Annotated in this window: 15 protein-coding genes and 2 tRNA genes; 1 reads left to right on the top strand and 16 read right to left on the bottom strand. The window is 46.6% G+C overall.

Annotation, left to right across the window (positions count from 1 at the left end):
* Positions 1-3: 3 nt before the first annotated feature.
* Both sbnA and B9N86_RS05505 read right to left on the bottom strand, forming a co-directional pair.
* Positions 4-981, bottom strand: a complete 978-nt coding sequence (gene sbnA, locus B9N86_RS05510) for a 2,3-diaminopropionate biosynthesis protein SbnA (protein WP_208918121.1) — start codon at positions 979-981, stop codon at positions 4-6.
* Positions 978-2,288, bottom strand: coding sequence for an AMP-binding protein (locus B9N86_RS05505; RefSeq protein WP_244562958.1), 1,311 nt, complete (start codon positions 2,286-2,288; stop codon positions 978-980). The genes sbnA and B9N86_RS05505 overlap by 4 nt, the downstream gene beginning before the upstream one ends.
* Positions 2,289-2,521: 233 nt before the next feature.
* Here B9N86_RS05505 and B9N86_RS05500 point away from each other — a divergent pair, with 233 nt between their 5' ends.
* Entirely contained in the window at positions 2,522-3,301 is a 780-nt protein-coding gene (locus B9N86_RS05500; RefSeq protein WP_208918120.1) for a YheC/YheD family protein, read from the top strand.
* Positions 3,302-3,536: 235 nt separating this feature from the next.
* Here B9N86_RS05500 and B9N86_RS05495 read toward each other — a convergent pair.
* The 14 genes from B9N86_RS05495 to ilvB all read right to left on the bottom strand — a co-directional run bounded on the left by B9N86_RS05495 (position 3,537) and on the right by ilvB (position 18,237).
* Positions 3,537-3,610, bottom strand: a tRNA-Gly gene (locus B9N86_RS05495).
* A gap of 11 nt (positions 3,611-3,621) precedes the next feature.
* Positions 3,622-3,695: transfer RNA gene (locus tag B9N86_RS05490), tRNA-Pro, on the bottom strand.
* 114 nt (positions 3,696-3,809) lie between these two features.
* Positions 3,810-5,906, bottom strand: coding sequence for a putative bifunctional diguanylate cyclase/phosphodiesterase (locus tag B9N86_RS05485; RefSeq protein WP_208918119.1), 2,097 nt, complete (start codon positions 5,904-5,906; stop codon positions 3,810-3,812).
* A 314-nt stretch (positions 5,907-6,220) separates the two neighbouring features.
* Complete coding sequence (locus B9N86_RS05480; protein WP_208918118.1) at positions 6,221-7,177, bottom strand: aldolase catalytic domain-containing protein; 957 nt, start codon at positions 7,175-7,177, stop codon at positions 6,221-6,223.
* Between the two features lie 106 nt (positions 7,178-7,283).
* The gene (locus B9N86_RS30140; RefSeq protein ID WP_244562957.1) at positions 7,284-8,168 is read right to left on the bottom strand and encodes a M17 family metallopeptidase; all 885 of its coding nucleotides are present in this window, start codon (positions 8,166-8,168) and stop codon (positions 7,284-7,286) included.
* Positions 8,126-8,797 (bottom strand): M17 family peptidase N-terminal domain-containing protein, encoded by a 672-nt coding sequence (locus B9N86_RS30135; protein ID WP_244562956.1) that lies wholly within the window; start codon positions 8,795-8,797, stop codon positions 8,126-8,128. Before B9N86_RS30135 ends, B9N86_RS30140 begins: the two co-directional genes overlap by 43 nt.
* Before the next feature lie 152 nt (positions 8,798-8,949).
* Positions 8,950-10,038, bottom strand: coding sequence for an ATP-binding protein (locus B9N86_RS05470; RefSeq protein WP_425298600.1), 1,089 nt, complete (start codon positions 10,036-10,038; stop codon positions 8,950-8,952).
* 473 nt (positions 10,039-10,511) lie between these two features.
* Positions 10,512-10,919 (bottom strand): hypothetical protein, encoded by a 408-nt coding sequence (locus B9N86_RS05465; RefSeq protein ID WP_208920109.1) that lies wholly within the window; start codon positions 10,917-10,919, stop codon positions 10,512-10,514.
* Between the two features lie 269 nt (positions 10,920-11,188).
* A complete protein-coding gene (locus B9N86_RS05460; RefSeq protein WP_208918116.1) occupies positions 11,189-11,728 on the bottom strand; it encodes a peroxiredoxin in 540 nt (179 codons plus the stop codon).
* A gap of 178 nt (positions 11,729-11,906) precedes the next feature.
* Positions 11,907-12,989, bottom strand: a complete 1,083-nt coding sequence (leuB, locus tag B9N86_RS05455; RefSeq protein ID WP_208918115.1) for a 3-isopropylmalate dehydrogenase — start codon at positions 12,987-12,989, stop codon at positions 11,907-11,909.
* A 237-nt stretch (positions 12,990-13,226) separates the two neighbouring features.
* The gene (locus B9N86_RS05450) at positions 13,227-14,765 is read right to left on the bottom strand and encodes a 2-isopropylmalate synthase (protein ID WP_208918114.1); all 1,539 of its coding nucleotides are present in this window, start codon (positions 14,763-14,765) and stop codon (positions 13,227-13,229) included.
* Between the two features lie 99 nt (positions 14,766-14,864).
* Positions 14,865-15,857 (bottom strand): ketol-acid reductoisomerase, encoded by a 993-nt coding sequence (gene ilvC, locus B9N86_RS05445; RefSeq protein WP_208918113.1) that lies wholly within the window; start codon positions 15,855-15,857, stop codon positions 14,865-14,867.
* Between the two features lie 147 nt (positions 15,858-16,004).
* On the bottom strand, positions 16,005-16,490 hold the full coding sequence (gene ilvN, locus B9N86_RS05440; protein WP_208920108.1) for an acetolactate synthase small subunit: 486 nt from the start codon (positions 16,488-16,490) through the stop codon (positions 16,005-16,007).
* A gap of 4 nt (positions 16,491-16,494) precedes the next feature.
* On the bottom strand, positions 16,495-18,237 hold the full coding sequence (gene ilvB / locus B9N86_RS05435; protein WP_208918112.1) for a biosynthetic-type acetolactate synthase large subunit: 1,743 nt from the start codon (positions 18,235-18,237) through the stop codon (positions 16,495-16,497).
* Positions 18,238-18,305: the final 68 nt, after the last annotated feature.

The raw sequence follows: 18,305 nt of genomic DNA, 5'->3' as shown, positions 1-18,305 counted from the left end.
AGACTACTCCTCCTGTAGCAAACGGGGGGCGAAGCCAATCTCCCGCTGTACCCAATCATCGTTATATATGGTATCCATATACCGTTCGCCACGGTCTGGCAGGATCGCTGCACATACAGCTCCTTTCGGAATATGCGCTTTCATGCGAAGAATCGCTGAAATGACACCACCGGATGATGCACCTGCCAAGATGGATTCACTGCTAACCAGTTGACGGCAGCCCTCAACACAGTCCCGATCGGATACATATTGTACCTCATCTGCAATCCCCTGGTGATAAAGCCCCGGAACGATGCCTGCACCGAGACCCGGAAACTGACGAGCACCTTTCGTTCCTCCAAAAATAACGCTTCCTGTGGCATCAACCGCTACGATTCTTGTACTCAACCGCCTGGACCTGATATAATCCGAGCAGCCTCGAATCGTACCACAGGAGCTGACACCGCAAAATAAATAATCGATAGAACCAAGCTTATCGCAGATTTCCCTCATCGTCATCTCGGTGTGAGACAGACTGTTGGCCAAATTCCCATACTGATTCGTCCAATAGGCATTCGGAATTTGCTTGACCAGCTCACTGACCCGGCGAATACGAGCCGGCAAAAACTCCCCCGTCTGCTCGTCAGGCTCAGTTACAAGATCGATTTCCCCACCGAAACTGCGAATAATGCTCTTGTGCTGCTCGGTCGTCCGGGGATCAACAACACATATAAAGCGTAAGCCCAGATAGCGGCATAGTTGGGCTAGACTAATGGCCAAATTCCCTGAGCTGGATTCCACTATGACACTATGCTCTGTAATATCACCACGACGGATCGCTTCCTTCAACAAATAGAGCGCAGGCCGATCCTTGGCACTTCCCCCGGGATTCATTCCCTCCAGCTTTCCGTATACTTCAAACGACTCCCCGCTAAACAATCGCGACAATCGAATGAGAGGTGTACCGCCAATCGCGTCAACAATTCCTCCCTCAAGCTTCATTCAGATCCCTCAACTTTGTCATAGTAAACTTTTTTGTGTTTAACCCTACTTCGCTGCTCTTCATCTTGAAAGCTACCGTACACGACCTGAATCCGACCGAGAATTCCTGAACGGATCATCGCTCCAATCTCCGGTATGCGTTCCTCCAATTCTTGTCGAACGGCCTCCAACAGCAGTCTAGACGCCTTTGTTTTGTTCGTATGCTCCTGTCCATTTAACTTTTCTGGTCTGTGTCCGTTCGAGCAGTTCGGATCGTCGAGACTGTACACAACCACCTTAAGCTCATTTCCATCCATATAAACACGAACGCTGCTCAATCGCCCCAAGTGCCGATTAACGACATCTTCAATATCGTAGATACTTATTTTTTCGCCGTGCTTCAAATCTGGTCCGATTCGTTTGACAATGCTTTGAAAGCTCATTCGCTCCACACCATCCACGATGATGGGACGCAAATCCCGCACCACGTCATACGTCACATAACGAAGCGCAGGGAAAGATTCCCTTACCGTCGATGTCAGAACGAGTACTTGTTCCTGTTCGGGTAACGGCTCCACCCCTTCTCCGAGCACTTCCGTCCCGACTCCTTCAGCAATCAAGCCTTCGGTTAGCAAATAACGTCCATACTGGGGTGAGTAATAGGCCAACGTCCCCATTTCAATAGATCCGTAAGTATCCGTAATCCGCTCCACAGCTATGCCCAGACGTTCCGCCGCTCGCCTTATCCAGCCAGCCGGGGCCATCTCTCCTACGAGAATGACATGACGGATTCCATACGATTCGGGATGCTCGGACGATAGCAATATACGATCCAAAATGGATGGCATTGTGTAGAGCACTTCTGGCTGAAAGCTCTGCAATCGAGCCAAATGCTGCTCAATAGGCAGGGTATAGGGAATTGACGTAACCTCCATCCCCAATTGTCTAAATACCCGGGCAGCCGTAGCTTCCGCATGACCGGTTCCCATATCCGCCAGAGCGGTTCGGTAACCGGCCGAGCCCATAATTGTACGGAACACATCCAGCTTGATTCTCATATATGCTGCTTCATCGGTTTCGGAATAATAAATTGCTTTGCGCCTGCCTGAGCTCGTGCCAGAGGTGCGGTATTCGTAAAGACCATCCGAGCCGGCAAGCGGATTATCAGAGGAGTAGTAGTACCTTTCCAAAACAGAAGCGGTTATAAGTGGCAGTTGTTCTAATTCAATTTTCTTATCCTTCTGTAGTGATTCAAGCCACTGGACATACCAGGGACAGAATACTCCAATTCGTTCAATAATCCGATGTAATTCTTCAGACGAGATCATAAACAGACCTCCTCTCTCATTAGGCAAATCGCCCTGCTTTACAATCCACTGTATGCAGCGTGAGTTGGCAATGTTCTTGCGTCTATGACGGGATTAATCCTGTAATTAGGGCTATATTTAATAATTGTAGCTATTTTTCCGCTATGTAGGCAGCTAACCATACCATCCCGTTCCCCTCACCATATCATAGACTGTTAAGTACCAGCGCCTAGAATGAAGGGAAGAATACAGACATGTTAAAAAGCATTCTAGTAAGTAAAATGCACAAAACAAATCTGATGCTTAACAACTCAAAGTTAGCTAAGCATATCCCACTCACCAAACGTTTGAACCGGCAGCTTTTATCCCGCATGCTTGAACAACACGGTATGATATATGTAAAACCTGATAAAGGCTCTCAGGGAAAGGGAGTCATCCGGGTAGAGAAAATAAAGCAAGGTTATCGTTATCAAAGCGGAGTGAAAGTATTTACCTTTACAAGCTTCAGCTCCATGTTCTCTTCCATATGCAAACACTTTGGCCATCGGCAGTATCTGGTTCAAAAAGGCGTTCATCTGCTCAAGTATAACGGCCGCCCTTTCGATTTTCGCGTCATGATTCAGCGCAATCCGAAACGTAAGTGGGAATGTACCGGCACAATCGGACGCCTTGCTCACCCAGGTAAAGCCGTTACTAACGGAAGCCAAGGAGGTACGATCTATGAGCCTTCCGTACTACTTGCCCCCTTCGCGAACAAGGGAAAGACTGCAGCTGTGCTGCGTGGTATGAATAGAATCACCCATGTGACTGCGGCCAGATTAAGCCAGACGTATCCACATTTAAACGAGCTCGGGCTAGATATCGGCTTGGACCGGAGGCTTAAGCCGTGGATTTTGGAGGTCAACACCTATCCCGACGCAGCTCCGTTCTCTCTACTACCGAATCCCAAAGTCATGCGCACCATTGTGGCGTATGGCAAAGCTTACGGAAGACATCACAGAACGACATGCACCAAGGCGAAAAGGGCCCCGTAATCTCAAAAGCCTAATCACAGATAGTCTCTTAAAAATGATCAGGAAACGGAGCTCATTCGTCTACATTTTCTGATATTTTAACAAAACGGCTGAACAGGAATCGAAACTTCGATGATTCCTACTCAGCCGCTATTTATGTGTTATGAACCACGAAAAACAAATATATTGCTTTTCTACAACAAAAAAAGCCTCCGCCGCTATAGTTAGCGTGCCAGAGACTTGGTTATGTATATAATGGAGCGGGTGATGGGAATCGAACCCACGCTACCAGCTTGGAAGGCTGGAGTTCTACCATTGAACTACACCCGCATATATGACAATCGGGATGACACGATTTGAACATGCGACCCCCTGGTCCCAAACCAGGTGCTCTACCAAGCTGAGCTACATCCCGTCAACAATATGCTGTCTTGAAGACAAAAATAAATATACCATGTGTGTTAAACAATTGCAACTGGTATTTTCATACAATGAGTGGATCAGGGGAGACTAAAACTCCCCTGCGTCTTCATTGAATCAAAAACGATCTCTCAAAATCCCGTGCCCCAATCGGGCGGCTGAAATAATAGCCCTGACCTTCATGGCATTGCTGATTCCTAAGGAAGCTAAGCTGATCCTCCGTCTCGACACCTTCAGCGGTAACCTTCAACTTCAAGTGATGAGCCATTGTGGCAATGGTAGAAACAATAGCTGCATTCTTGTTGTCCCGCAATATTTCGTTAACAAAGGATCTATCAATTTTAAGTCGGTCAATAGGCAAATTTTTCAGATAATGCAAGGAGCTATACCCTGTCCCGAAGTCATCGATACTGATCTTAATACCTAATTTCTTCAATCGGTGAAGCTGATCCAGAGCTGCCTCCTTATCGAGCGTCATCGACTCTGTAATTTCAAGGTCCACATATTGGGGTTCCAGCTGTATCTCTTTTAAAATAGCGGCAATCCGTTCCGGAAGGTTAGGTTGAATAAACTGTCCCAAAGAAAGATTGATTGAAACACAAAGCGGCCTATATCCCGCCATTTGCCACTGCTTGTTTTGCTGACAAGCCTGTCTTAGAACCCACTCACCGAGCGGTACAATGAGTCCGCTGTCCTCGGCAATCGTAATGAATTCACCAGGGTATACAATTCCCCGTACAGGGTGGTTCCAGCGGACCAAAGCCTCCATCCCTACAACCTGACTGGTTTGCAACCATACTAGTGGCTGGTATTCAAGGAAAAACTCTCCTCGCTCCAATCCGCGCCGTAATTCAGTTTCCATGATGAGCCGTTCCTGAGCCTTCAGCTGCATAAAGGGAGCATAGCGCCGTATACGGTGCTCTCCTTTAGTATCATGGACAGCCGTATCTGCATTCTGAACCAGCTGGTCCGCCGCAGTCCCGTCTTCTGGATAAATAGCGAAGCCTGCCGAAAGTGATAAATGATAGTCACCTAACTCATACTGTAATGGTTCATTAAACAGATTAAGGAAGCTTTCAATCCGATCAACCATCTGTTCTGAGGTGCCACCATCCGTTAAGATAATGGCAAATTCATCTCCTCCCATACTATAAACCTCTTCCCAGATTTTCGCTTCATGTACAATACGTTTGGATGCCATTTGTAAAATACAATCGCCAGCATCACGGCCCAATGAATCGTTAATGGTCTTAAAGCGGTTAATATTCAGAACAGCCACCGTCAACCCTTCTATCCCGTGACCTTTTTCGATAAAGGTTTCCAAACGCAAAAGCAGCTTCCGTAAATTAGGAAGACCTGTCAGATCATCATGATAAGCAAGGTAGCTGATCTGCGCCTCTGCCTTCCGCTGCTCATCCAGAGGATCCTGAATCGAAAGGCGGTAACCACCGCGGAGAATCAGGAAGCTGCCAATACAACCGCAGGCGAGCCCCAAGAGATGGTCCACATCGGTGATATAGGAAGATTTCATAAATAAAATCTGACCCAGGATAAAAAAGATAAGTCCCCGGATGATAATTAGAAGAGAGGGAGGTTTTTCAGCATGTCCCTTATATATAATCATCCCGACTGCTAACAGTAAGAGGGCCAAGATGCCTGTATCCGCTGCTTTCTTAACCATAGTCATGCCTTGCTCATTGATCAAAACCGGCCGTGATTGCCACATGAAAAATAAAGTCACTGCTGCACAACTGCCTAAAATACTGATCATAAGAATAATTCGCTTGTACAATGTACCTACAGCCCGGTCCCGAAAGCTGAACGTAAACAGAATTCCGAGAGCCACGGCATATTTCGATAATAACAGCAGCCACAGTGATTCGTTCATGGATAGAGTCCAGTGGAACAAAGGAAACCCGATAGCACCCAATGTATGAATCAGATCAAAGATAAGCACGAACAAAAACAGCATGCCTGTATAAAGCCGCTGACGCGAAAGCTGGTTGGAAAAGTAAATCCATCCCTGTGTAAAAATCGAAAAACAAATAGCCACATTCGCTACACCAGCAGCCAAATATAAAGGAGCGTATTCGCTCCAGTCTTGAAACCGGTAAACCGGATTTTGAAAAAACAGGAGCAGGAGGACTGCTACAACAACGGCTATGCCCGTTCCTACGGTCTTTCTCTCTTCTACATTGTTCAGCATGTTTAGCTGTACCCCCGTCAATTTTGTGTCATTTCAATAGATTTACTAAATTATGGATTCCACGTAGATCTTCAATTTCCTGCATCACTTCCTCGTAAAGCGACATTATGCATGACATCGTTCGACAATTTGTCGTTTTATTCAATTTTTATCAACTAAAAATTTAATTAATATTGTTTTTATTCCCTTGTTTTTATCGGTTTTGTGCAAAAAATATGTGAATAAATTCAAATAAAAAAGCACTCTCCCCTCAAGGAAAAGTGCTTCTAGTCATGTCATGTCATTTCATTTCAACTTGATATGGCATGGAAATGTTATTTTTTAAACGTAACTTCCGGTGTTGTCAGCTTGTCATAAAAGTCGACAGTCTTGTCTTTGTCAGCCGAAGCTCGTAAAGCCATCGCAGAACGAGGATGTTCATCAAGCGTACCTGTGATCATGTAAGGAATGAGGTAGCCCCATTCTTCTTTTTCACGAAGAGGGATCATAAAACGCTCAATGATGTCCAATACGGGACGAAGTTCGTACTTGGTTCCCTTTAAATGAGTAACCAGAAGCTCTGTCGGGCAGTTGCCGGCAGCACGCCCCATACCGTAAACAGACGCATCGAGCAGCTCAACACCGTTCTCGGCTGCCACCAAGGTATTCGAGAACGCCAACTGCATGTTGTTATGTGTATGCACGCCCAGACGTTTGTTTGGCAAATGAGTCTTAAATTTATCCACTAAATATTTAATATCTTTATGATCCAGACTGCCGTAGGAATCAACGATGTACACAACGTCAACTACGCTGTCTTTAATCAGCTCAAACGCTTCAAGCAGTTCGTTCTCCATGACGTTCGATAAAGCCATAATGTTAATAGTAGTCTCGTATCCCCGGTCATGAAATACTTCGATAAGATCCAATGCTTTGTCTACGTCCTTGATATAACAAGCTACTCGGATCAGATCCAGCAGACTCTCTTCACGCGGGAGAATATCATCCTCATCAACACGGCCGATATCGACAAGTGCTGACAATTTAGTTCTGCCTTTTTGCGGGATCACTTCGCGCAGGAAGTCATCGTTGAGAAAGCGCCATGGACCTGATTGATCGGCACCCTTCAACAACTTGGGTGAATTTTTATAACCGATTTCCATATAGTCCACGCCTGCCTCATTCAGGCCGGCATATAAATTTTGCACGAATTCTACACTAAAATCCCAATTATTAACCAATCCACCATCGCGGATGGTACAGTCTACGATTTTGGTTCTACTACTTTTCATCCAAGTTAAACTCCCTTCATCCAAGTTTTCTCTTCATCATACTTGAACGACTGACGAAAAGTAAAGAAAAAAAAAGTCCGCGACAGCGGACTTTACCCAATAGTAGCTATTCAGTTGTTTCTTGGGTGAGAGCCCAATCCGTAATGGTGCGAACTAAAGCTCCTGTCGCTCCTTTTGGGTCAACACCCCGTTCTTTAGGTAAAAATGCAGTACCTGCAATATCAAAATGAACCCAAGGAAGGCCGTCGGCAAAGGTACCTATGAACAATCCCGCCGTAATGGTTCCTCCCAAGCGCCCGGTTGAGTTTCTTACATCGGCCACATCACTCTTCAGCATGTCCCAAAACTCTGGATACGCGGGAAGAGGCCATACCTTTTCTCCAGCTCGTCTAGATGATGCAACAAGCGCTTGAAGAAAGGTTTCGTCGTTGGTCACTGCGCCTGTTGCGACATCGCCAAGAGCAGTGAGCACAGCACCGGTCAAAGTTGCGACATCGATAATGCGCGATGCGCCGAGTTCCTTCGCATAAGTAACACCATCTGCCAGAACCACGCGGCCTTCCGCATCCGTATTCAATATTTCAATTGTGCGACCACTCAATGTCGTTATTACATCTCCAGGCTTCACCGCATTTCCGTTTGGCATGTTCTCCGCCGATGGGATCACCATCACCACATTAATTTTAGGTCGTATCCGGCCCAAAGCCTCCATCACACCCAATACGGTTGCTGCTCCGCCCATATCACTGATCATTTCTTCCATACCAGCTGCCTTTTTAAGGGATATACCTCCGGTATCAAACGTTATGCCTTTACCCACAAGACCAATGACATGATCCCAAGTCTCAGTTCCTTGATATTTGATCACGATCATTCTTGGGGGATTAACACTACCTTTACCGATGGCAAGCAGGCCTCCCATACCTTTTTCCTCGATCTTCTTCTCATTCAGCACATAGCCCTCCATGCCGTGGCGCTTTGCCACACCCATAGCGCCTGTGCCAAATCGTCAGGAACAAGCATATTTCCCGGCAGGTTGGTAAGGTCGCGGGCCAGACATGTCGCTTCTCCGACTGCTTCTCCGCGGGCAAATCCACGTTCCCAAGACTCCTCGGTACCGGCATCGCTATGATTGTCTTTCGTAAAAAAGACAACTTCCTGAATGTTTTCCTTAACGTCCTCCTCTCTCTTGTACCGTTTCGCTTGATATCCGCCTAGCAAAAAACCTTCCGTCAGAGCTTGAGCCGCTTCTTCTATATCTTGTTCCACAGTAAACTGCATCATCGTCGCAGGAACTTCAAGCGAAAGTTTCTTTGCGCCGATTTTCACAGCCGCTTTAGCTCCCTGTGCTGCAGCCAACCGCAGCTGCTCTGATGTCATCGGCCCTTCTGTTCTACCCGTCAAGATCAAAGTTCGGAAACCGCCTTCGGTATGTATCGGCAGCACATATGTCCGATTCGCCGCCCCCTGAAATAACCCTCTTTCATTCAGTTCTTTTAGAAGGTGATCCCATTCAGGTGCTACCCCTCCTTCTTTCATCTGCTGTTTGGTTACCAGAACAATGAGTGCATCACTGTTTACTTGATCGTAAGTGACCCCACTTTTCCAAGTCCATAACATTCAAATTCCTCCATTCTACAGATATATTTATGTCTTAAACAAGTGTTTTTATAAATACTATGTAATATTGTATACAACCACTTGCATCATTATAAAAGGGAACAGCCCGTTCATAAGAACGACGACTATTCCCTGTAAAATTCATTATTGTGTTAAAAGCTTGTCCCCTCCATTTTAGGAAGCATTATTTCAAACTCTGTTCCCGTACCGACATGACTTTCCACGGCAATCGAGCCTCCGTGATTTTTTATGATACGGTAACTAACCGACAGGCCGAGCCCTGTCCCGCCTTCTTTTGTTGTAAAGAACGGATTGAACAGGTGATTCAATGTATTTTGATCCATCCCGCCACCGTTATCGGATACAAGAATACTAACATGTTTGTCATGATGCTTCATTCCGATTTCAATCATACCCACACCGGGGTCATCCAGCTTCTCATCAATCGCATCTAAAGCATTTTTTATCAGGTTTAAAAGGACCTGCTTGATCTGTTTAACATCCACCGATATATAAGTAGGATCCCGCTCATCCAGATGTAAACTAATCTGACAGCCCTTCATCAGGGCCTCACTTTCAGTCAATAGAACAACTTCCTTCAGCAGTGAAGCCACCGGAATGACTGTGGTTTGCGGTGCTGATGGCTTGGAAGAGTTCAAAAACTCATATATGATATCGTTCGCCCGATCTATTTCCGTTAGAATAATACGTGCATATTCATCTTTCCCAAGGCTCATCAAATGCGGCCGGAGCAACTGGATAAATCCCCGGATAGAAGTGAGAGGATTTCGGATTTCATGTGCGATGGATGCTGAAATTTTGCCCAGCATGGCCAGTTTGTCATTCTGATAAGCGGTCTGTTCAATCTGCTTAAAATCAGACACATCCTTAACGCTGATCAGAAAATCTCCTTCCATTTGATCACCATATGTCATCGTGATCAACCACGACTTACCGTATTCGTCCAGAAGCTCATGAAATCTTTTGCGATGAAAGATGGTTTCCCGAAAGAGCCGCAGTATTTTTTTCTTCTTGAATCTGGTGAGCTGGGGATGACGCAAAAGCTCAGTTAGAGTGCAACCCGCAAGTGATTTTCGTGACACGCCTAACAGCTTGGCCATTTGTACATTCACAAAGGCCAGAACCCCATCGCTATCAAAAAGGATGATCCCGCTGTCGAGATTTTCCAAAATATTCTCATACTTTGTTCTTACAAGCTGATTCGGATGAAATGATCCCATTTCCTCCAGCTCAGTTCCTCGGATTTCACTCAACAAGATGGCTCCCCCTTTTCTCAAAAAGATGAACTCGCCAAAACACAAGTTTCATGCAGACAAAGACATATGGGTACAATCTCTGCAGAAAGACAGCGCCTGTTTTTACACGTTTTATTCATGATAGTCACGCCTGCAGAGAAACGTCAATCAGAGATACTGTCGAATAACATCAGATCTCAACAAAAACAATTTTAACGTTTACTTTTTCGCAACTCACGCCGTGTTGGCATAGCATCTTAGCGAGATAGGGATTTCACCTGTTGCCTAACGAGTTCAATCTATCTCATCATGAGAAAAACATCAATCGACGTACTTCAAAGAAGACAGACCGCACTTAGCGGTTGTTTTTCTTGCGAGATAAAGACGCACTCTACTCCGATGTTTATACTTTCTAATCTCTTGAAAAAGCCCTCTTGTCGGAGGGCTTAGCATGTGGGTTACGCTTTTTGCTGAAGCCGAATACGACGTTGACTCATAACCGCAAGCCTTCTTTTTAACTCACTTTGCCACTTTTCATCCTGCATCCACTTTGCTACAGCCAACAAATCAAGCGACATATCAATTTGGCTTTGAACGACCTCAAGGTCATCTTCGGACTCCCGATTTACTACATTCTCAAAAATGGTTTCTTCATCTTCCATCACATAATCCTGAAAGTCCACATGGTCTGCACCATCGCCGTGTGCGTATTCCGCTAAAATTTCATATTCATTCTCCACCCGATAATGGACTTCCACTCGATGGCAAACCGGACAAAACAACAGGGGAACATTATGCACTTGAGTTCGATAATGCTTCAACGTACCTTTTGATCCCACCATACTAGCCCCACAGCAAAAACTCATATCGTTCACCTTCCCCTGCTTTCAATATTGTTTAGACATTGTATTCGCTTTCATTGCCCCTAATTCCTTCAATTTGAATACTATTGTAAAAAATTGGGTCATTTGTCCTGAGATACAAGTATAAAGGCCTACACATATATACGTTATATATCTACCATTACTGGCTAAAATAAACGTCCGTTAACAATCTGTTGTTGAAAAAAGCCCCCACTGCCTGCAATCTGACAGGCAATGAGGGCTCAATCCTATATTAGATCATTCGCTTGTACTTACAGGTTGGTATCTCCTGGTTTCCAGTTCATAGCGCACAGTCCACCGGATTGCAGAGCTTGCAGAACACGAAGCGTTTCTTCAACGCTGCGGCCTACATCGTTATGGTTAACAACTTGATATTTCAATTCGCCTTCTGGATCGATGATGAACAGACCACGCAATGCAATGCCCTCTTCTTCAATCAGGATACCATAGTCTCTAGCAACATTTTTCGTGATGTCGGAAGCCAGTGGGAAGTTAAGTGTTCCCAGACCGTTAGCATCCTTGGATGCGTTGATCCAAGCTTTATGGCTGTGTACGGAGTCAATGCTGACACCCAGCACATCCGTGTCCAGTGCTTTAAATTGATCGTATGCATCACTCAAAGCTGTGATTTCAGTAGGGCATACAAATGTGAAATCAAGCGGATAGAAGAAGAACACAAGCCACTTGCCACGATAATCAGACAAGCTTACTTTACCAAAATCTTTACCATCTCCGGATACCATTTCCATTGTGAAATCCGGTGCTGCTTTACCAACCAAACGTTCTGCCATGATTGATTTCCTCCTTAAATATATGTAAGAAAATAAGTTATTCTCTCATATAATGTAGATTGATGTTCCTATGAACATGATGTTATCATTGAGACTTGTCAAAGTCAACATTATAGAAGTTATTAATTTATAATTATTATAAATAAGGGGATTATTCGAACAAAATCACGGTTTGCGTCTATTGCTTGCGGATGGCTGCAGCAATCAAATCACCCATTTGAGTTGTGCTCAACGCCTTGCTCTTATCGACTGCTATGTCAGCTGTGCGGTGACCCGCATCCAGTACCTCTGCCACAGCGCGCTCAATCGCATCTGCCGCTTCTGCGTATCCAAATGTCAAACGGTACATCAGTGCAACGGACAGGATAGTGGCAATCGGATTCGCCAGACCTTGTCCCGCAATATCCGGAGCTGATCCGTGAACCGGCTCATACAATCCATAATCTCCTTCACCCATCGAAGCTGATGCCAACATGCCGATGGAGCCGGTAAGCATTGCTGCTTCATCACTCAAAATATCTCCGAACATGTTCTCCGTTACGATAACATCGAAGCTGGACGGCCGACGAAGCAGCTGCATCGCGCAATTGTCAACAAGCACATGCTCCAGCTCAACATCCGGATATTCAGGAGCGATCCGATTTACTGTTTCACGCCATAGGCGGGATGTTTCCAGCACGTTTGCCTTATCGACCGAAGCAAGCTTCTTACGTCGTTTCTGTGCAATTTCAAATGCTTGCCGTACAATACGTTCCACTTCCATCGTGTTGTAAACGCAAGTATCTACCGCCTCTTCTCCGTTCGCTCCCTCACGTCTAAATTTCTCACCGAAGTATATACCGCCCGTAAGTTCCCGCACTACCATCAGATCCGTACCTTCCAAAACTTCCGGTTTCAGCGTAGATGCATCCTTCAGGCAATCAAATATTACAGCTGGTCGGAGATTAGAGAACAGCCCCAACTCTTTACGAATGCCTAGCAATCCGGTCTCCGGACGAAGTTCTTTCGGATTGTTGTCCCACTGAGGTCCGCCAACCGCGCCAAGCAATACCGCATCCGCACTTTTACACACATTCAATGTTTCCTCAGGCAGTGGTGTTCCCTTCTGGTCAATGGCGATTCCGCCAAACAAAGCGTGCTCAGTCGTGAAAGAATATCCGAATACGTCTTCCGTCCGTTTAATAATCTTTTCCGCTTCTGCCACCACTTCCGGTCCAATTCCGTCCCCCGAGATAACAGCGATTTTTTTCGTTTGTGTCATGGTAAGTCACTCCTTATCGATATGTACATACGTCCGGTTTATCCTAGTTACTGTTGTAACATATATCTCGCTCGTTTGACCAAGATATAGAATCTATGAACTTTATAAGTTTTTCCTATAAGCCATTCACTGCGCTTGAATTATAAAGAGCCGTCAAAGCAAAAACAGGCTCCCCGGCTTGAAATCGGGAGCCTGTTTTTTATGTTCACCATTGGACAGATGAAGCGGTTCTTAACGTTACAACGTGACGCGGTCACGACGTCCGAACGTTTTACGTTTCTCAATCAGCTGGTTAACCGCATCCACATAAGCGCGGGCACTCGCTTCCAGAATGTCCGTGCTGAGTCCGCGGCCTTGGGCTGCGACATCATTTTGAGACAGAACCACGTGTACCTCACCGAGCGCATCCTTACCGTGGGATACCGACTTGATCGAATAATCCGATAGCGTAACCTCTTCAGCCGTCACTTTATCGATGGCATTATAGATGGCGTCGACTGATCCGTTGCCTTCAGCCTCTTCCTCAATCGTTCCATTCTCCGTCTCAATCGTAACTCGAGCTGTAGGTGTTGAGGCATTTCCGTAAGCAACAAACATCGTTTCCAGCTTGAATACTTCCGGTGTATCCGTCAACCTCTCTTCGAGCAATGCGAGCAGATCGTCATCGGATACTTCTTTTTTCTTATCAGCCAGCACTTTGAACTTGGAAAAAGCCTCATTAACTTGTTCTTCATTCAACTCATAGCCGAGATCCAGCAGCTTCTCGCGGAATGCATGGCGTCCGGAATGCTTTCCGAGCACCAGCTTGCTTTCTTTAAGACCTATAGATTCCGGCGTCATAATCTCATAGGTTGTTTTCTCTTTCAGCATACCGTCCTGGTGAATACCGGATTCATGGGCGAACGCATTCGCACCGACAATTGCTTTATTCCCAGGGACTACCATGCCTGTTAGCTTGCTGACAAGGCGGCTCGTACGTGCAATCTCCGTCAGATGCAGTCCGGTTTTGGCCTGGAAAAACTCCTGACGCGTCTCGAGAGCCATGGCGATTTCTTCAATGGCCGTGTTACCGGCACGCTCCCCGATTCCGTTCACCGTGCCTTCAATCTGATCCGCTCCATTCATAATAGCCGAGAGCGTATTAGCTGTCGCCATACCAAGGTCATTATGACAGTGAGCGCTCAGCTGCACCTTCTCAATATCCGGAACATTTTCCTTCAGAAATCTAAAAATAGCACCATATTCCGATGGGTTCAAATAACCGACCGTGTCCGGGATGTTGACCACATTAGCACCTTCGCGGACAGCCATACCAACCATCTCGGCCAAAAAGTCACGCTCTGTGCGTCCGGCATCTTCAAGCGAAAACTCAATCTTGGAGAAATATTTTTTTGCGTAACGGATAGCAGCCTGTGCTGTTTCCAGTACTTGCTCCTTCTCCATCCGCAGCTTGAACTTGCGATGAATCGACGATGTTGCAAGGAACACGTGAATACAAGGATCCTGTGCTCCCTGAAGTGCTTCGCGGACGGCGTCGATATCCTGCTCCCGTGAACGGGACAGACCGATCACTGTCACATTTTTCACAGCACGCGCTACAGCGTTAACAGCGGCCAGATCTCCGGGCGAAGCCGCAGGGAAGCCGGCCTCCATGCGGTCGATTCCCAACTTTTCAAGCTGATGGGCGATCTCTACTTTTTCACGGGTGTTTAAGTTTACGCCAGGTGATTGCTCTCCATCCCGTAGCGTTGTGTCAAAAACATAAATCTTACGCATGCTGACACCTCCTTGAAGTTTTGCTCTACATAAACCTCCGGCGGCAGGAACATGAACATCCCATACCGCCGGAGTTTGTTATTTAGTACATTATAAGTCTTACTTCTTGATCCAATGCATCATTTCACGCAGCTGGGCACCGACAACTTCCACCGGATGCTCTGATTCGTTGCGGCGTGTTGCAGTTAGGAATGCACGGCCAGACTGGTTCTCCAAAATAAAGTCGCGGGCGAATTTACCCTGTTGAATGTCGGACAATACTTCTTTCATCGCTTTTTTCGTTTCTTCCGTCACAATGCGAGGTCCGGTTACATAGTCACCATACTCAGCCGTGTTGCTGATGGAATCGCGCATGGAAGCCAGGCCGCCTTCATAGATCATGTCAACGATCAGCTTCAGTTCATGCAGACACTCGAAGTATGCCATTTCAGGAGCATATCCAGCTTCGGTCAGTGTTTCAAAACCGGCTTTGATCAGCTCGGAAACGCCGCCGCACAGTACAGCTTGCTCACCAAACAGGTCGGTTTCGGTTTCCTCACGGAACGAAGTTTCGATAACGCCTGCACGAGTACAGCCGATACCTTTAGCATAAGCAAGACCGATTTCTTTTGCTTGTCCTGTTGCGTCTTTCTCAACAGCGATCAGACCAGGTACACCAAATCCTTCAACATAAGTACGGCGCACCATGTGGCCCGGGGATTTAGGAGCTACCAACAGGACATCGTTTTCCTTTGGAGCTACGATTTGTCCGAAATGTACATTGAAGCCGTGGGAGAACATAAGAGCCGCGCCTTTTTTCAGGTTTGGTTCAATATCGTTCTTGTATACAGAAGCTTGTGTTTCGTCAGGCATTAGGATTTGAACTACATCTGCGCGACTTACAGCTTCACCTACCGGAAGCACTTCAAAACCGTCATTTTTGGCTTTATCGAAGGATTTACCTTCGCGAAGGCCGATAACAACGTTAATTCCGCTGTCACGCAAATTTTGTGCTTGAGCATGACCTTGGCTTCCGTAGCCGATTACAGCAATCGTTTTGTCCTTAAGTACGTTGAGTTCTGCATCTTGTTCATAGTAAGTAGTTACTGGCATTTTATAAGTCCTCCTTTGATTTTAAAGACCCTTCATGAATGAGCGGGTATTTCAATAGACCCGAAACTCCCTCCGGTCTCCTGAAACACCCGCTCATCACGTTCCGGGTGTGTGCCTCATTACAATCGTTATAAAAATGTTGAAGTATTACGCGTTGCCGCGGATCATCGCGGTAGCGCCGGTCCGGGTAAGTTCCCGGATTCCGTATGGCTTAAGCAGTTCGATCATTGCATCGATTTTTTCTGTATCACCAACAACCTGTACCATCATGTTTACAGCGCCAATGTCAACAACCGATGCTCGGAATGTATCGACAACGCCAAGTATTTCCGGCCGTGATGCAGGCTCGGCCTTAACTTTAATCAACGCCAACTCTCTGGCTACCATTGGCTTGGAACTTAGATCGATAACTTTGATAACATCAATCAGTTTGTACAGCTGCTTCTCAATTTGTTCCAGTGTCGTGTCATCACCTGTTGTAACGATGACCATACGGGACAAACCGGCTTCTTCCGACTGACCTACTGTAATGCTCTCAATGTTGAAACCTCTCCGGCCGAACAATCCGGCAACCCGCTGGAGGACGCCAGGCTGATCGTTTACGAGTACAGCTATGGTATGTTTTAAACTCATCATCTTACGCATCCCCCATCAGCATTTGATCAATTGTTGAGCCCTGGGTTACCATCGGATATACGTTTTCGCCTTTCTCTACCACGAAATCGATGAGTACAGGTCCCGGAGTTTCCAATGCCTCTGCCCAAGCGGCGCGTGCTTCTTCCTTGGTTGTAGCTCTCAAGCCCTTCACCCCGTAAGCTTCAGCAAGTTTCACGAAGTCAGGACTTCCTGACAGGTCGATGTGACTGTAACGATTGTCGTAGATCAGTTCCTGCCACTGACGAACCATTCCAAGTACTTGATTGTTGATCACGACTATCTTTACAGGAATGTTGTTGATGGCACAGATCGCAAGTTCCTGCGAACACATCTGCATGCCGCCATCCCCGTTAATCGAAATGACCAACCGGTCGGGATGCGCCATCTGGGCACCAATCGCTGAAGGGAAGCCGAAGCCCATCGTTCCAAGGCCGCCCGAAGTAATCCATGAGCGCGGCTGATTGAACTTGTAATACTGAGCAGACCACATTTGATGCTGACCTACGTCCGTTGTTACAATCGCTTCGCCGTCCGTCGTATCGTTCAGCATTTCGATAACCCACTGCGGCTTCAGAACTTCATCCGAATCCGTATATTTATACGGATATTCCGCTTTCCACTTACGGATCTGATCTCTCCAAGCGTCGGCTTTCATTGCAGCCGGTACATCCGGGTTGATCATTTCAAGCACTGTCTTACAATCCCCGACAATTGGAATGTCGGTTGGAACGTTCTTGCCGATTTCAGCAGGGTCGATATCGATATGGACGATTTTCGCATTCGGCGCAAAGCCGTCAAGTTTACCCGTCACCCGGTCATCAAATCTGGCGCCGATGTTGATCAGCAGGTCACATTTCTGAATGGCATGATTGGAAGTATACGTCCCGTGCATCCCCGGCATTCCCGTCCACAGCTCGTGTCCGCTTGGGAAAGCACCGAGTCCAAGAAGCGTGGTTGTGATCGGAATTTGTGTTCGCTTCACGAATTCATGCAGCGCTTCGTGTGCTCCCGAGTAGATAACGCCGCCGCCGGCAATGATCATTGGGCATTCCGCATCCTCAATGGCCCGGCACAGTTTATCAAGCTGCAAACGGTTAGGAACCGTTCGAGGATTATATCCTCTCAGGTTAAGGCTTTCACCTGGTTTGAACAGTGTCTTGGCCGCCGATACGTCCTTCGGAATGTCAATCAGTACAGGTCCCTTACGTCCTGTGGATGCGATATGAAAGGCTTCATGGATGACCCGCGGCAGATCCTCCACATCCCGGACCAGGTAACTGTGCTTCGTTATCGGCATCGTAATGCCAGTAATGTCGGCTTCCTGGAAGGCGTCCGTTCCGATCAGGGTTGTTGCTACGTTACCGGTAATGACTACCATTGGGACCGAATCCATAAAAGCTGTAGCAATACCAGTCACGAGGTTTGTTGCTCCAGGGCCTGACGTTGCAATACAAACACCGACTTTGCCGCTTGCCCGGGCATATCCGTCAGCCGCATGAATGGCGCCTTGCTCATGACGGGTCAGGACATGCTTGAAATCCTCAAATCCATACATGGCGTCGTAAATATACAGTACGGCTCCTCCCGGATATCCGAAGACGCACTCGACACCTTCCAAAAGAAGGCTCCGAAGCAAGATTTCCGATCCGGTAATCACTTCGGGCTTCATCCATTTCTCTCGTAATTGTTCTGTAGACCGCACTTCTGGAGTTTGCGCGCTCATCAGTCATCCTCCTCTCAAATATTGGATCTCTCCTATGGCATTTACAACAAAAAAACCTTCCGTCCTCC

The sequence above is a fragment of the Paenibacillus uliginis N3/975 genome, assembly GCF_900177425.1.
Taxonomy (GTDB): domain Bacteria; phylum Bacillota; class Bacilli; order Paenibacillales; family Paenibacillaceae; genus Paenibacillus_AQ; species Paenibacillus_AQ uliginis.
The sequence above is the reverse complement of the archived record's forward strand: the minus strand, read 5'-3'. Positions and strand labels throughout refer to the sequence as shown.